Here is a 14,285-nt window from a genome sequence, read left to right as displayed (position 1 = left end):
TGGGCGAGGGGGCGGGCGGGAAGGAAGAACGCATGCGGCGGAGTTCCATCGGGCGCCCATGCTACCCGCCGAGCCGGAAATATTTGGCGGTGGCGGAGAATTCGGATCCGCTGGTCTCGATCTCCTCGAGAATCTTGGGCAGCACCACCGAAGCCGGCGTCGGCGCGGAGAAGGCCGCCGCTTGGATGTCCCGCGGGCCGGTGATCACCAGGATGATCTGCGGCACGGCCTTGCCGGCCGCCTTGTCGGCGGCGCCGAGGCCGATCGGGATCTTGAAGGTCGCTCTGTCCGATTGCACGACCATGCGGTCGTCGAGGTTGAAGGCCATGCCCTTGTGGTCGATCAGCAGCACGCTCGAGACCAGGCCGCCACGCGTCACCAGCGTGCCGCCGATCGGCGAGCCGTCCGGCACCGATGTCCGGTCGAGAACGAGCTGCGGCTGGTCGGTGGCGGTCCGGCCCAGGAAGCTCAGGAAACTGGTGATCTCGCACTGGGTTGGTTCGATGAGGCGGACGCTGATGTCAGGCTCGACATAGAACCTCGCCTGGAAGTCTTGCAGCATGCGCTCGAAGGGCTGGACTTCCGTGCCAAAGCCCTCGATCGCGGCGGATTTGTCGGTCGCGGCCGTCAGGGTCGCATAGAAACAGTCGCCGCCGCTGAAGTCGCGCACCCAGTTGGCGCGCAGCGCCATCGCGCCGACGGCCAGCGGCACTTCCGGCTTGGGCACGTTCAGGGCGACATCCGTGTCCGGCGGGTTGGCCGCAGGCGGTTCTGCCGGTTGTGACGGTGCGGTCGTGGCTTCCGGCTGGGCTGTCTCGCGTTCGGGTACTTGCACCGTTGCATTCGGCTTGGCCGGTTGTTCGGGCTTCTGTGTCACCACGATCTCAGGCTGGGGCGGAGGTGCAGCTTTCTCGGCCGGTGCCGGGGCTGGAGTGGTCTTGGCGGGCGGCGGGGCTGGTGCAATCTTGGGCGGCGCGACCGTCTCCTGGCTGTCGCGGGTCACGGTCTCCGGCCGGGGTGCCGGCGGCGCTTTTTCGATTGGCGTCTGTTCGGGCGGCGCTTGTTCGGTTGGCGCTTGCGTCTCGGTTGCCGTCGGCTTCGGGGTTTCCTCGACTGGTGGGAGAGGTTCGGCCGGCTGTTCTGGCTCCGGCTTTTGCCCGGCCGCGGCATCCACCGGATTTTCAGTTGGCGGTGCCGGTGTCTGCGCTTGAGGCTCCTCCGGCGGCGTTGGCTTTGCCGGTCCCGGCGCGTTGGACGCGCTGTCGGTCGGGGCCGGTTTTGGTGCCTCCGGCACCGAAAGCGTTGTCTTGCCGGCGGGCGGCAGTGGCGCCGGCGTCAGGATGCCGCTGAGATAGACGCCTGCCCCCGATACCACGGCCAACGCCGCTACGGCGGCGATTGCGATGTTTCGGGTCGATTTGGGCTTTGCGGGAGGCGTGACCGCGCGTGGGGCGGCCTTCGAAGGTCGCGGTTCGGACAGATGCGCGGGTCGGACGTGCGGAACGAAGCGCTGTCCGTCGGGGGTCGTTGAAGGTTGTTCCCGGGCCTTGGGGCCAGGCGTGAGGGTTCCTCCAGCTCGTGGCAAGCCCGGCCGCTCGCGCGGCTTGAGCGAGGCCGGCGGCGCCGTTTCGCTGTCGGTGTCATCGCGAGTCATCCTGGCGATTTCAGCCATGCTGGCCGGCCGGTCGCGCGGATCCGGCTGCAGCATCGCTTCGACAACGTCCCTGAAATCGGCATCGATGTCGGAGAGGTCAGGGACGGTCCGGCGCTTTTCCACGATCTCGAACTGGGAGCCGCTCATGTCGATCGGTTTGCCGCGGAGCGCCGCAGCCAGCACCAGTCCCAGGCTGTAGATATCGGACTGCTCGCTGACGTCGCCGCTGTAGAGGCCAAGCTGCTCGGGCGAAACGTAATTGTACTTTCCCGCGAACTTTCCGCCGATCAGCGTCTCGCCGCCCACGGTCGCCGAGCGCGCGATGCCGAAATCGATGATCTTGGCGCGATCGACCCGGCCGCCCGGCAGGATGATGTTGTCGGGAGAGAGATCGCGGTGAATGGCTCCGGCCTGGTGCACCGCGCTCAGGCCGGAGGCGAGGCGATGGCACAGCTTGCGCACGTCCTGCAGCGCCATGGCGCCGCGCCGCATGACGTCGAACAGCGATTCACCGTCGACGAACTCCATGGCGAGGTAGGGGCGGCCGATGCCCGGATCAATCGTGAAGACGTGATAGCGAACGACCGCGTCATGCGACAAATGATTGAGGATCGACGCTTCCTTCTTGAACAGGGACAGGATCGTCTGGTCGCGGGCGAACTCAGGCAAGACGATCTTGATCGCGACATGGTCGCCGGTCTGGATGTTGTGGCCACGGTAGACCTCGCCCATGCCGCCGGATGCAATGCGCTCGTCGAGTTCGTAGATGCCGCTGAGCTGCGTGCCCACGCCGGTGTTGGTCAGGTTCGGCGAGATTCGCGTCTTGTCGTCGGGGCTCATCAGCCTCTAGTCCCCGCTCTGGACCGGTCCGGATGCAGCGTCTGCCCGTTGCGCGCATCTCCGATCTTCACCAGCACGATGGTGACATTGTCCGTTCCGCCGCGCGCCAGAACCGTTTGAAGCAGGCTTTCGCATGCCGCGCGCGGTTTGCCCGACACCGCCGCGGCCTCGATCTCGGCGTCGCTGACATGCGCCGTCAACCCATCGGTGCCCAGCACGAAAATGTCGCCCGGCATGAGCTCGCCTTGCTGGAAATCGATGACGACATCATCGCTGACACCAACGGCATGGGTGATGACATTGCGACGCGGCCAGGTCAGCGCTTCGGCTTCACTGATGACGCCGCGGTCAAGAAGCTCCTGAACCTCGGTATGGTCCCTCGAAACCTGCGAGATCGACGCGTTGCGGATCAGATAGATACGGCTGTCGCCTGCCCACAGGCAGGCAAAGCGCCCATCCATCGCCAGAAGGGCGGCGAAGGTCGAGCCGATGGTTATGCCGCGTGTTCGCGATATCCGGCGGATTTCGGCATTGGCCCGGCTCAGCCTGTCCTCGAAGCGTGCGCGAAGGTCGGGTGCGGAACTGGCGATGCCGATCGTTGCCAGATGATCGACGATGCTGGCCGAAGCAACCTCTCCGGCCTCATGTCCACCCATGCCGTCGGCCACCACCCAGAGCCCGGTTTGCGGCTCGACCAGATAGTTGTCCTCATTGTGCTCGCGCACACAGCCCTTGTGACTGACGCCGAAGCTTTCAAAGGGAAGGGCGACATTGTTCAATTTGCCACCAAGCGCTTCTCAGGCGTCCTCTGTGGCGCACCGTCGGGCGCTCGCGCGCGCCAGTCTGCCACAAGCGTGAACATTAGAGTACCGAAATCAAGGCACGGAGGTACGTGGGCCGGGCAGGGTGTCGTCACAAGCTGGTAGGTCATCAAAACGCTTTCGGACAGCTGAACGCGGAAAGTGCGGGAAGAAGGAAGGGGTTGGGGCCCGAGCCGGCCTGCATCGTATAGGCGACGTCGCGTCCGCCGATGACGAAGCGCGCCTCCATGTTGTCTTCGCTGCCGGTGACGGCCGCCTTGTCCAGCAGCCGCTTCAGCGCCCACGGACCATCGAACTTGATGGCGGATTCGCGGCCCGGCATTTCCGGCGTGAGGCTGAGGCTGGCGGACGAAGACGCCGTGCCGTTCGGCCAGGACACCGTGCTCGGCGTGTTGCCCGCCTGACTGCTCTGGACAGTCTGTCCGTCGACGTCGAGCACCGCTTGATCGGCGTCGCCATGCAGTGAAAACGGCGTGAAGGTGATACTGATAGAGGGCACCGATCCGCCAAGGGGGAAAAAGGCGGCGCGGATTTCCGCGGCCAGCTGAAAATCCTTCAAGGTCGACTTCGAGAGGTCGCGTCCGAAGCGCGCATCCTGTTTCCAGTTCCAGTCCTGGCCGGTCATGTCGATCAGCGATGCGAGGTTCTGCGCGAAGAACCGGTCCATCACGCCGCCCGGCGCGAACAGCTTGGCGAAATCGGCCATCGCAATGTCCTCGGTGCCGTTGCTGGCAAAGGGATAGCGGCCGTTTACAGCCTCCTCGCAGGGCTGCGTGACCGTCTGGTCGAGCGCCTGGTTCAGATTCGTCACCGAGGTCTCGGTGACGTTGCCTTCAAATTCGTCGGCCGTCGCATTGACCATCCGGGCAAGCTGCTTGGGCAAGCGCGAGACATTGGCGCGCAGTGTGGCGATCTGCAGCTGCAGGTTCGCGTTGATGCGTTCCGTCTGCGAAGGGACGTCGGCGGCCAGTTTCAGGCTCTGGTGGATGTCGCGGAAATTCTGGGTCAGCGCATCGATCGGCCGGCGCCCGGCGGGACCGCTCACCAGCGCCTGGAACGACCTGAACTGCGCCTCGATGTTGGCGCCGGGATGCTGGCCCTGTGTGCGCGCGGCCCCCGTACCGGCGCGGCTTTGCGATTTTCCGCTGCCGATCTGCAGGCCGATGCGAGCCAGGCCCCTGGCGAAATCCGCAGTGTCCTGCGGCTGGTTTCGAGCCGTGCCGGTGTCGGCCTCGCTGCCTGGGCCAAGGTCTCGCGTCAGAGCTGTTTCGTCGGCGATCGCGGTAAAAAGACGGTCGATCGGCGAGCCTGGCGAGGAGGCAGCGGACAGCGCAATATAGTCCGGCTTGTCCTTCAGCATCGCCTTGAATCGCAACTGGTCGAGAATGGCGTTCCATGCCGCGGCGAATTCCTTGCCGTAGCGGTCGAGCAATTCGGGGCCGAGCTTGAGCAGTTCCTGGTCGATGCCACCCTGCTCGCCGCCGCCGCCCAGGACCCATTGGTCGTCGACCAGCATCTGCGCCATGCGCGAGAGCTGCCCGAGGTAGAAGTCGCTGAAGCCGGCATGCGTGTAGAGACCGGGAACGCGAAGATCCGAGACCTCGCTGCCATCGATGCGTTCGAACAGCAGTTGTGCTTCCGGGCCGGCTTTCGCGGCAACGGAAAAATCCTGCAGCGTCGCCGCGTAGACCGCCGACTTGATCAGTGCCGTGGCACGATCGGCAAGGCTCATGCGTCCGAGCGAGCGCTGAGCGGCCTCGACGAGCGGCTGGTTGAGTTCGAAGACCGGATCATAGGCGTCGTCCAGCGCAAGCATGGCGCGCAGATGCTTCTCGAGTTGCGCCCGTCCCTCGCGGTTGTTTTCACCCGGATACCGATTCTGCTCCCAATCCTGCCTCATCCAGGAAACGATCAGCTCATCGTCGACCTTCGGCGCCTTGCCGCCCAACATCAGATAGATTTTCAACGGTTCGTAGAGCGCGGCCGGATCGGCCATCTTGGCCTGGATCGTCCGCTCGGCCTGGATGAGGAGGCGCGAGCGGAAGGTTCTCTCGAGCGCCTGCCGGTAGGCCGCCTTGGATGCCGAGAGCAATCTTTCGCGCTGGCTGAGGCCGAAGGTTTCCTCGACCGGTGCCGGCACGTCACCCGTCTCATACCCGGCGGGCAGGTTGCGCAGCTGGTCGAGCGGGCCGATGACGTTTTCGAGGTCGACGTCGGTAACCGTCGTGCTTTTGAGCAGCGCATCCGCCGTCTGCCGATACTGGCTGATGGCTTGCGCGGTGGAGCCGATCAGCGACCTGTTGGCGGTAAAACTCAGCGCCAGCGTGCCCAGCACCGCGGCCGCGATCAACGCGATCGCGCCAAAGCCGCCATATCTGGCGATCGCCGCGCGCCGCTCCGCCGCCCTGTCGTAGGAAACCCATCCGGACTCGGCGAAAATGACACCGGTCAGCAGGTCATGCAGAAAGAAGCTCTTGCCGGTGCCGGAAAGATGTGCCTGGGAGCTGCTGCCGAAGCTGCGGCCGATCGTGCCCAGCAATTGATCGATCGGTGTTCCCTCCTGCGTGCCCGAGGAGAAATAAAGGCCGCGCAGAGTGACGTTCACCTGGCTGCGGGCGGGATCGAATATGCCGGTGACAAACCCGGCAATTCGGCTCCTCAGCGCGGCGAATTGCGCCGGAAAGCCGAAGATGGCGATGCGCGCGACCGGATCGGCTTCTTCCTGCAGGCGGTCGGGGATCTCTTCCGCCAGCTGTGTAGCCAGTGCGTCGAATTCCGCGGCGGCCTCACCGGCCATGTTCTTGTTGCGATCCGCGGTCTGGAATGTCGCGCCCCAGACCTTGCGCCGGCGCGCCTCGTCGAAGTCGCCGAAATAGCCCATGAAGCCTGAGACAAGGTCGGCCTTGGTGAAAAGCAGATACACCGGAAACTGGATCTTCAGTGTCTCGTAGACTTCGCGCAGGCGACTGCGGATCTCCGTGACATGGGCCTCGAGCTTCTGATCGTCGAGGCTGATGAGATCGGCCAGACTAATTGCCAGAATGACGCCGTTGATCGGTTGCCGGGCGCGGTGTGTCTTGAGCAGCGACAGGAAGGCGAGCCAGCTGCTCTTGTCGCGTTGCGCGTCGGACTCCTGCATCGTGTAGCGCCCGGCGGTGTCGATCAGCACGGCCTCGTCGGTGAACCACCAGTCGCAGGACCGCGTGCCGCCAACGCCGGCCACCGGCTGGGCATCGCCCGAACCGGCAAGCGGAAACTTCAGGCCCGAATTGACCAGCGCCGTCGTTTTGCCGGCGCCTGGCGGGCCGATGACGATGTACCAGGGGATCTCATAGAGGAAATTGCGCCTGCCGCTCGAGCGCTTGAGCGTCGCGATCGCCTCGGTCATGCGTGCTTCGAGCACCTGCGCGTCGTCAATCCTGTCGCGGTTGCCGGCAATTGCGGTTTCGAGCGCCTTTTGCGCCTTTCGCGTTCGCCAGAAACGCCAACCCCAGGAGAACGCCACGATCGCCACGATCACTCCGATTATCGTCGCGCGCAGCCAGACGGGTCCCAGCGGCCGCGAGTCGGCGAAACGGATCAAGGGCCCGGCAAACCACACGGCGGCCGAAAAGCCAGCCAGTGCGAGGATGCTGACTATGCGCAGCAGCCAGCCCATCAGCTGCGCCTCCAGCGGGGCGCGCTCACAGTGTTTCCTCGCGCGGGATCATCACGTCGACACGGCGGTTCCTGGCGCGGCCTTCCGGTGTCGCATTGTCGGCGATCGGCTCGTCTTCGCCCTTGCCGTCGACCGTGATGCGCGAAGTGTCCTTGAATAGCGGTGCGATGATGGTTTCGACGGCCTTGGCCCGGGCGAGGGAGAGGTCGAAGTTGGATTTGAACGCACTCGATTTTTTCGGCTTCACATTGTCGGTATGGCCGACAATCCTGATTGGTCCCGGTTCGGGATTCAGGGCGGCGGCGATGTCCGTGGCAAGCGGTTTGAATTCGGGCTTCACCTCGGCCTTGCCGGGCTGGAATAACACAAGATTGTTGATTTCCACGACGATGAAGTCGCCCTTCGTGCCGACGCTCAAGCCGCCAGCCTCGACCTCCTTGGCGAGTGCCGAGCGGATGCGGTCCAACTGGGTGGTGGTGGCGACGGGCGGGGCGATTTTCACCGGCTTGGTCAGCGGTGCCACACTGGCGCGCTCTATGGTGATCGGCGTCGATGGATTGAGTGCCAGCAAATCGCCGGCGAGTGCGTCGCCCTCATTGGTAATGACCACCCGCAAGGCGAAAAATGCCGCCGTCAGCAGCGCTGTCGCTGCGGCGGCGACGGCCCAGAGCGGCAGCCGGGCCGAAGGCGGCGCCATCGTCGCCGCCAGGCCCTGCCAGTGGGGCGAAATATCCTCGCCGTCACGCGGCTTGAAATAGCGAAGCGTCTCATAGACATCGCGCCGGACGCGTTCGAGATTGTTGTCCTCGCGTGGCAAGCCTCGATACTGGCCTTCGAAGCCAAGCGACAGGCTGGCATGCATCAGTTCGAGCAAGTCGTAATGCGTTTCCGGCTTGGCCAGAATTTTGTTCAGCGCCTCGTAGAAGCCGGTACCGGTGGGGTCTACATGGAAGAAACGCGACACCATGCCGTGCCGCGCCCAGGTCTCCTCCTTGGGCCAGGGCAGGTTGCCGACGAGATCGTCGACGGTTTCGCAAAGAGCAAATTTCGCGATCCGCGCATCCTCATCGGCTACGCCGGATTTCTCGATTGTCCGGTCGAACTTTTCGATCGCTTCGGCGATGTGTTCGGCAAGCGGCTCCGCCTCTCTTTCGACCGGGATAAGCCTGAGCTGGCCAAGCAGCATCAGCAAGGGTGCCGCTGCGGCGAGGATCGGGTTCTGGGCCGCATATTTGACGCTTTCGGCGGCATCGATCAACACAGCCTGTTGCACGGCGGGCGCCGGCTGGACCGGGGGAGCGCCTGCGACACTGCGTGCGCCTGCGGTTTCGGGTGGCGCCCCTTGATAGATCACGGTTCCGGAGGTCCAGCCCACCGGCGCATGGCTGCCGACGCCGGGATCGAAGACCGTTGATTGCTTGACCTGCGCCGACCGTTCACTTTCAGGAACAACTTCCTGGGAAACTGGCGCTGGTTTGCGCTCGCGCCGCGGCGCGCGAATAACGGTCTTGCCCGCGGGGCCGAAAGGATCGTCCTTCGAGCTCATTGCCGATCCGCTGCGCGGCGCGTGCGTTCGCGCCAGATCGGTGCGAAACGGTCCCTGGTCAGGTGCAGGGAAAACGGCCTCCGCCGACGAGGGCAGTGTCCGGAGGAAGATTGGCTACAAAACGCTATCCCGCCGTAACATGACATTTGCCGCAGACCCCCAGGTCAATCAGCCGTACCCGCTTGGCGAACTGTCGTATGTGATCGTAATCTCAGAGATCGCCGATGGGAAGAACGCAGTAAGCCTTCTTAGCGGGCCATGCATCGGGCATGGTTTCCGGGTTCTTGCGGCGGGCTTCAAATTGCCAGTCTATTTCTGCTTCTGCTTGTCGGCCTTGGCATAGGCTTCGCTGAAATAGGCCAGGAACACATCCAGCATGCCGTTTTCGTGGGCTTCCTCCATGCTCCGCCACGTTGCGACAAGGGCATCCCAGGCCTGGCTTTTCTTCGACGTGAACGAGGCAGGAGGCAGCTTCCTGGCCACCGCTTCGGGCGACAGATCGTCGAGCAGCCGGGAGAGCGCGGCCTGCATGGCGGCATAGGTGGCGAATTCGTGCGTCTTCAGATCGCGGAAAGCATCTTCGACGCTGTGCCTGGCGTCGAGATAGCCGGCCCTGCGCCGCGCGAACATGATTTCAAGGATGTCGTCGGTTCCAGGCACGAACTTCAGGGGATTGTTGTCCGTGGCGCTGATCATCGTGCGGTGCGTGCTCTTGGCCAGGATTTTCGCGGCCGCGCGCGCCTTCAGCAGCATCGCCAGTTCCTCGACCACAGTGCGCAGCACCGCGCCGATCTCGGCGGCAACCTCATGCGGGTCCCGCGCTTGAAGCAAGTCCGGCGAGATGCCGGCCGCGACGGCGATTTCGCGCAGCAGCTCGTCTCTCGTCGAGGGAAGGGACACGGGCTGCAGCGACGGTGCCGACACCGGCGCTCGCTCCGCCGGGCTGAAAGAAGGCCTGTCCGCGAAATCCAGCGGCCGGCCTGTTGGGCTCGGCATTTCCCGTTGCGTCGAGCCATGGCCTTGAGGATGACCGGTCGCGGCGCGTTCGTCGTCGATCGACACGAAGATGACATAGCGGCCGAGCAGCAGCCGGTCGCCATGAGCGAGCCGATGCGGGCCGGCCATGCGCTGGCTCGAACCGTTGATGAAAGTCCCGTTGCGCGAGACGTCGTAAAGCCAGAACGCACCTGCCTGGTAGCGGACCTCGCAATGCCGGCCGGAAATGAACTTGTCCGGGTCGGACAAGGTCCAGTCGCAATTTTCGCGGCCGATCTCGAAGCTGCGATCACGGGCAGCGTAGCCGGGCGAAATGTCGGCGGGCAGGGCGTCGACGTTGTTGATCTGGAGACTGATGAACATCTGCAATAGCCGCGGACCGCTGATCGATACTTCGCCATTCTAGCAGCTTGTGAGCACGGCGGGACAGCCGCGTTTCAGCCCGCCGATCGCTCGAGCCTGTTACCGGTTTTAAGTTTTAACCTCACTTCAGGGCAAGGTTCGGTCGCCGCTTGTTCTTTTTGGCCGGCGGGAAAACATATGCTAGGCTGAATTAGGCCTTGTGTGACGGCCCAAGAAGCTTCCGAACGTGATGCGCTTAACATAGCGGGAACTTCAAATCCATCACACTGGCGGCCGCGTCCTGGAGGGGCACGACCCATGCCGAACGAACGTGCCACGGTTGTGCAGACGCCGGTTGGCGCCGAACTGTTGACGTTTACCCATCTTGTCGGGCGCGATGAGATCAGTCGCTGTTTCGCCTATACGGTGGGTTTCGTCAGCACCAGCCACGATGTCGACCCAATGAAGATGCTGGGAGGCGCTGTTTCGGTCGAAGGTGAATCCGATCCGAAACGCTGGTTCAGCGGGCTGATCTCCGAGTTTCGGCTGACCCGCATCGAGGACCGGCTGGCCTATTATGAAGCCGTCGTCAGGCCGTGGTTCTGGTTTCTCGGCAATACGACGGATTGCCGTATTTTCCAGAAGAAAAGCGTTCCCGACATCGTCAAGGAGGTCTTCGACGAATCCGGCATCGCGGATTTCAGTCTGCGCCTGCAAGGGTCTTATCCGCCGCGCGAATACTGTGTGCAATATGACGAGACCGATCTGGATTTCGTTCAGCGGCTGCTTGAGCATGAAGGCATTCTGTATTTCTTCGAGCATGACGACGGCAAGCACACGCTTGTGCTCACCGATGCGATGAGCAAGTTGAAGCCGGCGCCGGGCTACGAGAAAGTGCCGTATCATTTCGAAGGCCAGGGCTCGCGGCGAGACGTCGAATACATCACCGATTGGATTCCGGGCAGTTCGGTACGGCCGGGCGCCTATGTCCACACCGACTATGATTTTGAAAAGCCGGGCGCCAGCCTCATGGCCAAGTCCGCCCAGCCGTTCGGTCACAAGCAGGCTGCGGGCGAGAATTACCGCAACCCCGGTGCGCATCTCGAATTGGGGCGGGGTGACAAGCTGGCTGCGATCCGGCGCGAGGAAATTCAGGCCGCTCACCAGCGCATTTCGGCGGTCGGAACGGTGCGCGGCCTGTTTTCGGGCTGCACGTTCAACCTGGAAGGCTTTCCGCGCAAGGACCAGAACCAGGAATATCTGGTGGTCAGCGCCGAATACAGGCTGTTCGACCCTGGCTACAGGGCTCTTGCCGACGTCGGCAGCGAGAACTTCAAGGTGGTGCTTGGCGTGGCGCCGACCGCCGTACCCTATCGCCCGCCACGCATAACGCCGCGGCCGATCATGCGCGGGCCGCAGACGGCGACCGTGGTCGGCCCATCCGGGCAGGAAATCTTCACCGACAAATATGCAAGGGTGAAGGTGCAGTTCCACTGGGACCGCCTCGGCAAGAAGGACGAGAACAGCTCGTGCTTCGTGCGGGTTTCGCAGACCTGGGCCGGCAGCAGCTGGGGCTTCATCCAGATACCGCGCATCGGCCAGGAGGTCATCGTCGACTTCATCGAAGGCGATCCCGATCTGCCGATCATCACCGGCCGGGTCTACAACGCCTCGCAGATGCCGCCCTACGGGCTACCAGGCAACGCGACGCAGTCGGGCTGGAAGTCGGATTCCTCACTCGGTGGCGGCGGCTACAACGAGCTGATGTTCGAGGACAAGGCCGGTTCCGAACTGGTCAATTTCCAGGCGCAGAAGGACCACAAGCTCCTCATCAAGAACGACCGCACCAAGCTGGTGCAGCACGACCAGTCGGACCGCATCGACCACGACGCCAAGCACTCCGTCGGCCACAACCTCGACGAGGACGTCGGCAACAACAAGACGGTCAAGGTCGGCGTCGACCAGACGACGAATATCGGCAACAATGATACGGAGACGGTGGGGGTCAACCGCTCGCTGACGGTGGGCTCGAACGAGACGATCGGTATCGGGTCAAACTCGACGGAGACGATCGGCATCGCGCACACACAGACGGTGGGCGCGGTACAAACGATCACTGTCGGCGCGGCTAGGGTCGACAGTGTCGGAGCATCCGAGACCCGAAGCGTCGGCGGACCGCAGACGAATACGATCGGTGCGACACGGTCGGTGACGGTTGGCGCGGCGCAGAGCCATACGATCGGGGCGAGCGACAGCTGGAACATATCGGCCAGCCAGAGTGTCGAGATCGGCGCGGACCAGGGCATCAAAATTGGTGGCGCCCAGATGGCCGAGATCGCCAAGACCCGCAAGACAGAGATAGGCGCCGATGACAGCACTCAGGTAGCGGGTGCGCATGAGCTGAAAGTTGGGAAAAAGAGCCTGGTCCAGATCGCCGACGACTCGGCGTTCAATGTGGGCAAGAATTATACGCTTGAGGCGAAGGATTCGATCACGCTGAAATGCGGAAGTGCCGAGATAATCATGAAGAAGGATGGGACTATCAACATCAAAGGCAAGGACGTTTCCATTGATGCTTCCGGCAAAATCAGCGGCAAGGCATCAAGTGATATCAAGTTCAAGGGCAGCAAGATCCACCAGAACTAGAGGGTGAGGCATGACCGACGTTCGTGATCGCATCGATGGTGTCGTAATCGGCATTTTCTTGGGATTTGACGACGCGTCGCCGCTAGTGGTCTTTCCTGGGAACCTTGTCGAGACGGCGATCGCCGCGCGGAGCCTGACGAAGCTTGATGCCAGTATGATCGGCGCTGAAGTCGCGCTGCTCTTTCAGGAGGGTGATCCCTTGCGTCCGCTGATCGTGGGTAAACTTGTGGATTCTCCGCGCCGGGCTGATGCGAAGCAGGTCGTGCGCGACGGTGAATTGGTCCACATTGTCGGCAATGAGCGCATCGAACTGCGTTGCGGAAAGTCAGTTATTATCATGGAGAAGGATGGTCACATCACCATCCGAGGAACCTATGTCACCAGCCACGCCAGCGCGGCCAATCGAATCCGCGGCGGCTCCGTGAACCTGAACTGATGCCTGCGCCAATCCTTTACGAGATTGTGCGCCAGCATGTTGAACAGGCGGCCTTCCTGTGGACGGTCTACCACTACCATCTGCTGCATCCTGATGAAAACCCGGACATGGATGAGGAGCGCCTGGCGAGGTTGATAGAGCGCCTTGAAGCTTATCTCGACGGGGCCAGGGTCGCCGGCGAGGCCGGTCGCAAGATCGCGCAACAGCGCTTCAAAGAGTTCCCGGAAGCAGGAGAACTGTTCGTGGTGCAGATGCTCTCCGCCCAAAAACCCATCCGCATCATCGACCTCGATCTTGCCAAGGTGCAGCGCTTTATTGAGATCAATCTGGGAAAAACCTGAAGCGATCGTGGGTACCTCCGAACCGTAACACTTCCGAAGTGGACTATTCCGATCTTTCGAGGAGTTCGGGAGGCACGGGCATGAGAGTCCAGGCTGCGCCGTCGTGACGAGCCAAGCCTTCGCGATCGAAGTACCAGATAATGCCCTGCTTCACCTCAATGTTCTTCGGGCTGCTATACTCGGCGGGCAGAGCCAAGGTCTCCAACAGGTTCAGCTTCGTGTCGAAAATGAAGATTGCTGTCTTGCCCAGCACATAGAGTTTCGACAGGTCGAAGCGGATACGGAGGAACTTCTCGAGCAAACCTTCGACAGAGGCGTCCTCCATCGTGCCAGGTCCTGTTCCCGCAACAATTGTACCGCCACCACCTACAGCAACAAGGCGCGACCCGTCTACGAAAACAAGGTCATATAAGGACTGATTGTTCGGTAACTCTGCTGGGCTCCATTGCCCATCGTTGTAGAAATAGAGGCAACCGTGCGCGGCATGCTTGGGCCGGCTGTGCGTGTATCCGCAGACCGCCAGCTTGTTCGGGCCAACCGCGGCGATGCCCTCGAAGAAATTGTTTGCCATCCCATCGACATCACGTTCGCAAATCCGGACCCATTCATCCTTCGTGGGTCTGAAATAGACCTGGGAACCATCGCCACAAACGTAAAGGATGCCCGCTTTGTGCGTGATGGCAAGCGTTGAACCAAGGTCCTCGGCATCCTCGCTGAGGACGCCGGCACCGGGAATTTTTTCATAGTCTACGTCCTCGGTAAGAAAGTAGAGGTCGCCTTCATTGGTTAGAGCGACGAACACATTCTCGTTGTCGCTCTCGAATGGATAGGCGCAAACGGAAACCACTGTTCGGGGGATGTCGACATCCGCGACCTGTTGTTCTGTTGTGTCCTGAAACATCAGAAAACGCGAATACGGATCCTCGTCGTCGAGTTCGGTCGGGACCGCGGCGATAAGATCTGGGGCAATGTAGCCCGACGCTCGAATCTTCATCTGCGCTCTCC

The 14,285-nt window shown here is 62.5% G+C and carries 9 protein-coding genes; 3 read left to right on the top strand and 6 right to left on the bottom strand.

Annotated elements, in window-relative coordinates; all coding sequences use genetic code 11:
* Window positions 1-61 precede the first annotated feature (61 nt).
* From A6B35_RS24090 to tagH, 5 genes are all read right to left on the bottom strand, one after another.
* Window positions 62-2,494 (bottom strand): serine/threonine-protein kinase, encoded by a 2,433-nt coding sequence (locus A6B35_RS24090; RefSeq protein ID WP_006206733.1) that lies wholly within the window; start codon window positions 2,492-2,494, stop codon window positions 62-64.
* Window positions 2,494-3,273 carry a PP2C family protein-serine/threonine phosphatase gene (locus tag A6B35_RS24085; RefSeq protein WP_006206734.1) on the bottom strand — a complete coding sequence of 260 codons (780 nt, stop codon included), beginning with the start codon at window positions 3,271-3,273 and terminating at the stop codon, window positions 2,494-2,496. The genes A6B35_RS24090 and A6B35_RS24085 overlap by 1 nt, the downstream gene beginning before the upstream one ends.
* A 151-nt stretch (window positions 3,274-3,424) precedes the next feature.
* Window positions 3,425-6,973: a type VI secretion system membrane subunit TssM gene (tssM, locus tag A6B35_RS24080; RefSeq protein ID WP_006206735.1), complete on the bottom strand. Its 3,549-nt coding sequence runs from the start codon at window positions 6,971-6,973 to the stop codon at window positions 3,425-3,427.
* Window positions 6,974-6,998: 25 nt separating this feature from the next.
* Window positions 6,999-8,519 carry a type VI secretion system protein TssL, long form gene (gene tssL, locus A6B35_RS24075; RefSeq protein ID WP_006206736.1) on the bottom strand — a complete coding sequence of 507 codons (1,521 nt, stop codon included), beginning with the start codon at window positions 8,517-8,519 and terminating at the stop codon, window positions 6,999-7,001.
* A gap of 309 nt (window positions 8,520-8,828) precedes the next feature.
* Complete coding sequence (gene tagH, locus A6B35_RS24070; RefSeq protein WP_065518266.1) at window positions 8,829-9,878, bottom strand: type VI secretion system-associated FHA domain protein TagH; 1,050 nt, start codon at window positions 9,876-9,878, stop codon at window positions 8,829-8,831.
* A 297-nt stretch (window positions 9,879-10,175) separates the two neighbouring features.
* Here tagH and A6B35_RS24065 point away from each other — a divergent pair, with 297 nt between their 5' ends.
* Genes A6B35_RS24065 through A6B35_RS24055 form a run of 3 tightly spaced genes read left to right on the top strand, consistent with a single transcriptional unit; the run spans window position 10,176 to window position 13,280 of the window.
* The gene (locus A6B35_RS24065; protein ID WP_006204780.1) at window positions 10,176-12,503 is read left to right on the top strand and encodes a type VI secretion system Vgr family protein; all 2,328 of its coding nucleotides are present in this window, start codon (window positions 10,176-10,178) and stop codon (window positions 12,501-12,503) included.
* Window positions 12,504-12,513: 10 nt separating this feature from the next.
* Window positions 12,514-12,939: a DUF6484 domain-containing protein gene (locus tag A6B35_RS24060; RefSeq protein WP_006204781.1), complete on the top strand. Its 426-nt coding sequence runs from the start codon at window positions 12,514-12,516 to the stop codon at window positions 12,937-12,939.
* Window positions 12,939-13,280 (top strand): hypothetical protein, encoded by a 342-nt coding sequence (locus A6B35_RS24055; RefSeq protein WP_006204782.1) that lies wholly within the window; start codon window positions 12,939-12,941, stop codon window positions 13,278-13,280. The genes A6B35_RS24060 and A6B35_RS24055 overlap by 1 nt, the downstream gene beginning before the upstream one ends.
* A 43-nt stretch (window positions 13,281-13,323) precedes the next feature.
* Here the strand turns inward: A6B35_RS24055 and A6B35_RS24050 are convergent, their stop codons facing one another.
* On the bottom strand, window positions 13,324-14,274 hold the full coding sequence (locus A6B35_RS24050; protein ID WP_006204783.1) for a hypothetical protein: 951 nt from the start codon (window positions 14,272-14,274) through the stop codon (window positions 13,324-13,326).
* Window positions 14,275-14,285 lie beyond the last annotated feature (11 nt).

The organism is Mesorhizobium amorphae CCNWGS0123, from assembly GCF_001686985.1.
Lineage (GTDB): Bacteria > Pseudomonadota > Alphaproteobacteria > Rhizobiales > Rhizobiaceae > Mesorhizobium > Mesorhizobium amorphae.
Note: the sequence above shows the minus strand (reverse complement) of the source record. Positions and strands in the feature narration are given on the sequence as shown.

What these genes read in the sequence shown, in the direction of transcription:
- A6B35_RS24090 (WP_006206733.1), bottom strand. Translation starts at nt 2,494, where the DNA reads ATGAGCCCCGACGACAAGACGCGAATCTCGCCGAACCTGACCAACACC.
- tssM (WP_006206735.1), bottom strand. Translation starts at nt 6,973, where the DNA reads ATGGGCTGGCTGCTGCGCATAGTCAGCATCCTCGCACTGGCTGGCTTT.
- tssL (WP_006206736.1), bottom strand. Translation starts at nt 8,519, where the DNA reads ATGAGCTCGAAGGACGATCCTTTCGGCCCCGCGGGCAAGACCGTTATT.
- tagH (WP_065518266.1), bottom strand. Translation starts at nt 9,878, where the DNA reads ATGTTCATCAGTCTCCAGATCAACAACGTCGACGCCCTGCCCGCCGAC.
- A6B35_RS24065 (WP_006204780.1), top strand. Translation starts at nt 10,176, where the DNA reads ATGCCGAACGAACGTGCCACGGTTGTGCAGACGCCGGTTGGCGCCGAA.
- A6B35_RS24060 (WP_006204781.1), top strand. Translation starts at nt 12,514, where the DNA reads ATGACCGACGTTCGTGATCGCATCGATGGTGTCGTAATCGGCATTTTC.
- A6B35_RS24055 (WP_006204782.1), top strand. Translation starts at nt 12,939, where the DNA reads ATGCCTGCGCCAATCCTTTACGAGATTGTGCGCCAGCATGTTGAACAG.
- A6B35_RS24050 (WP_006204783.1), bottom strand. Translation starts at nt 14,274, where the DNA reads ATGAAGATTCGAGCGTCGGGCTACATTGCCCCAGATCTTATCGCCGCG.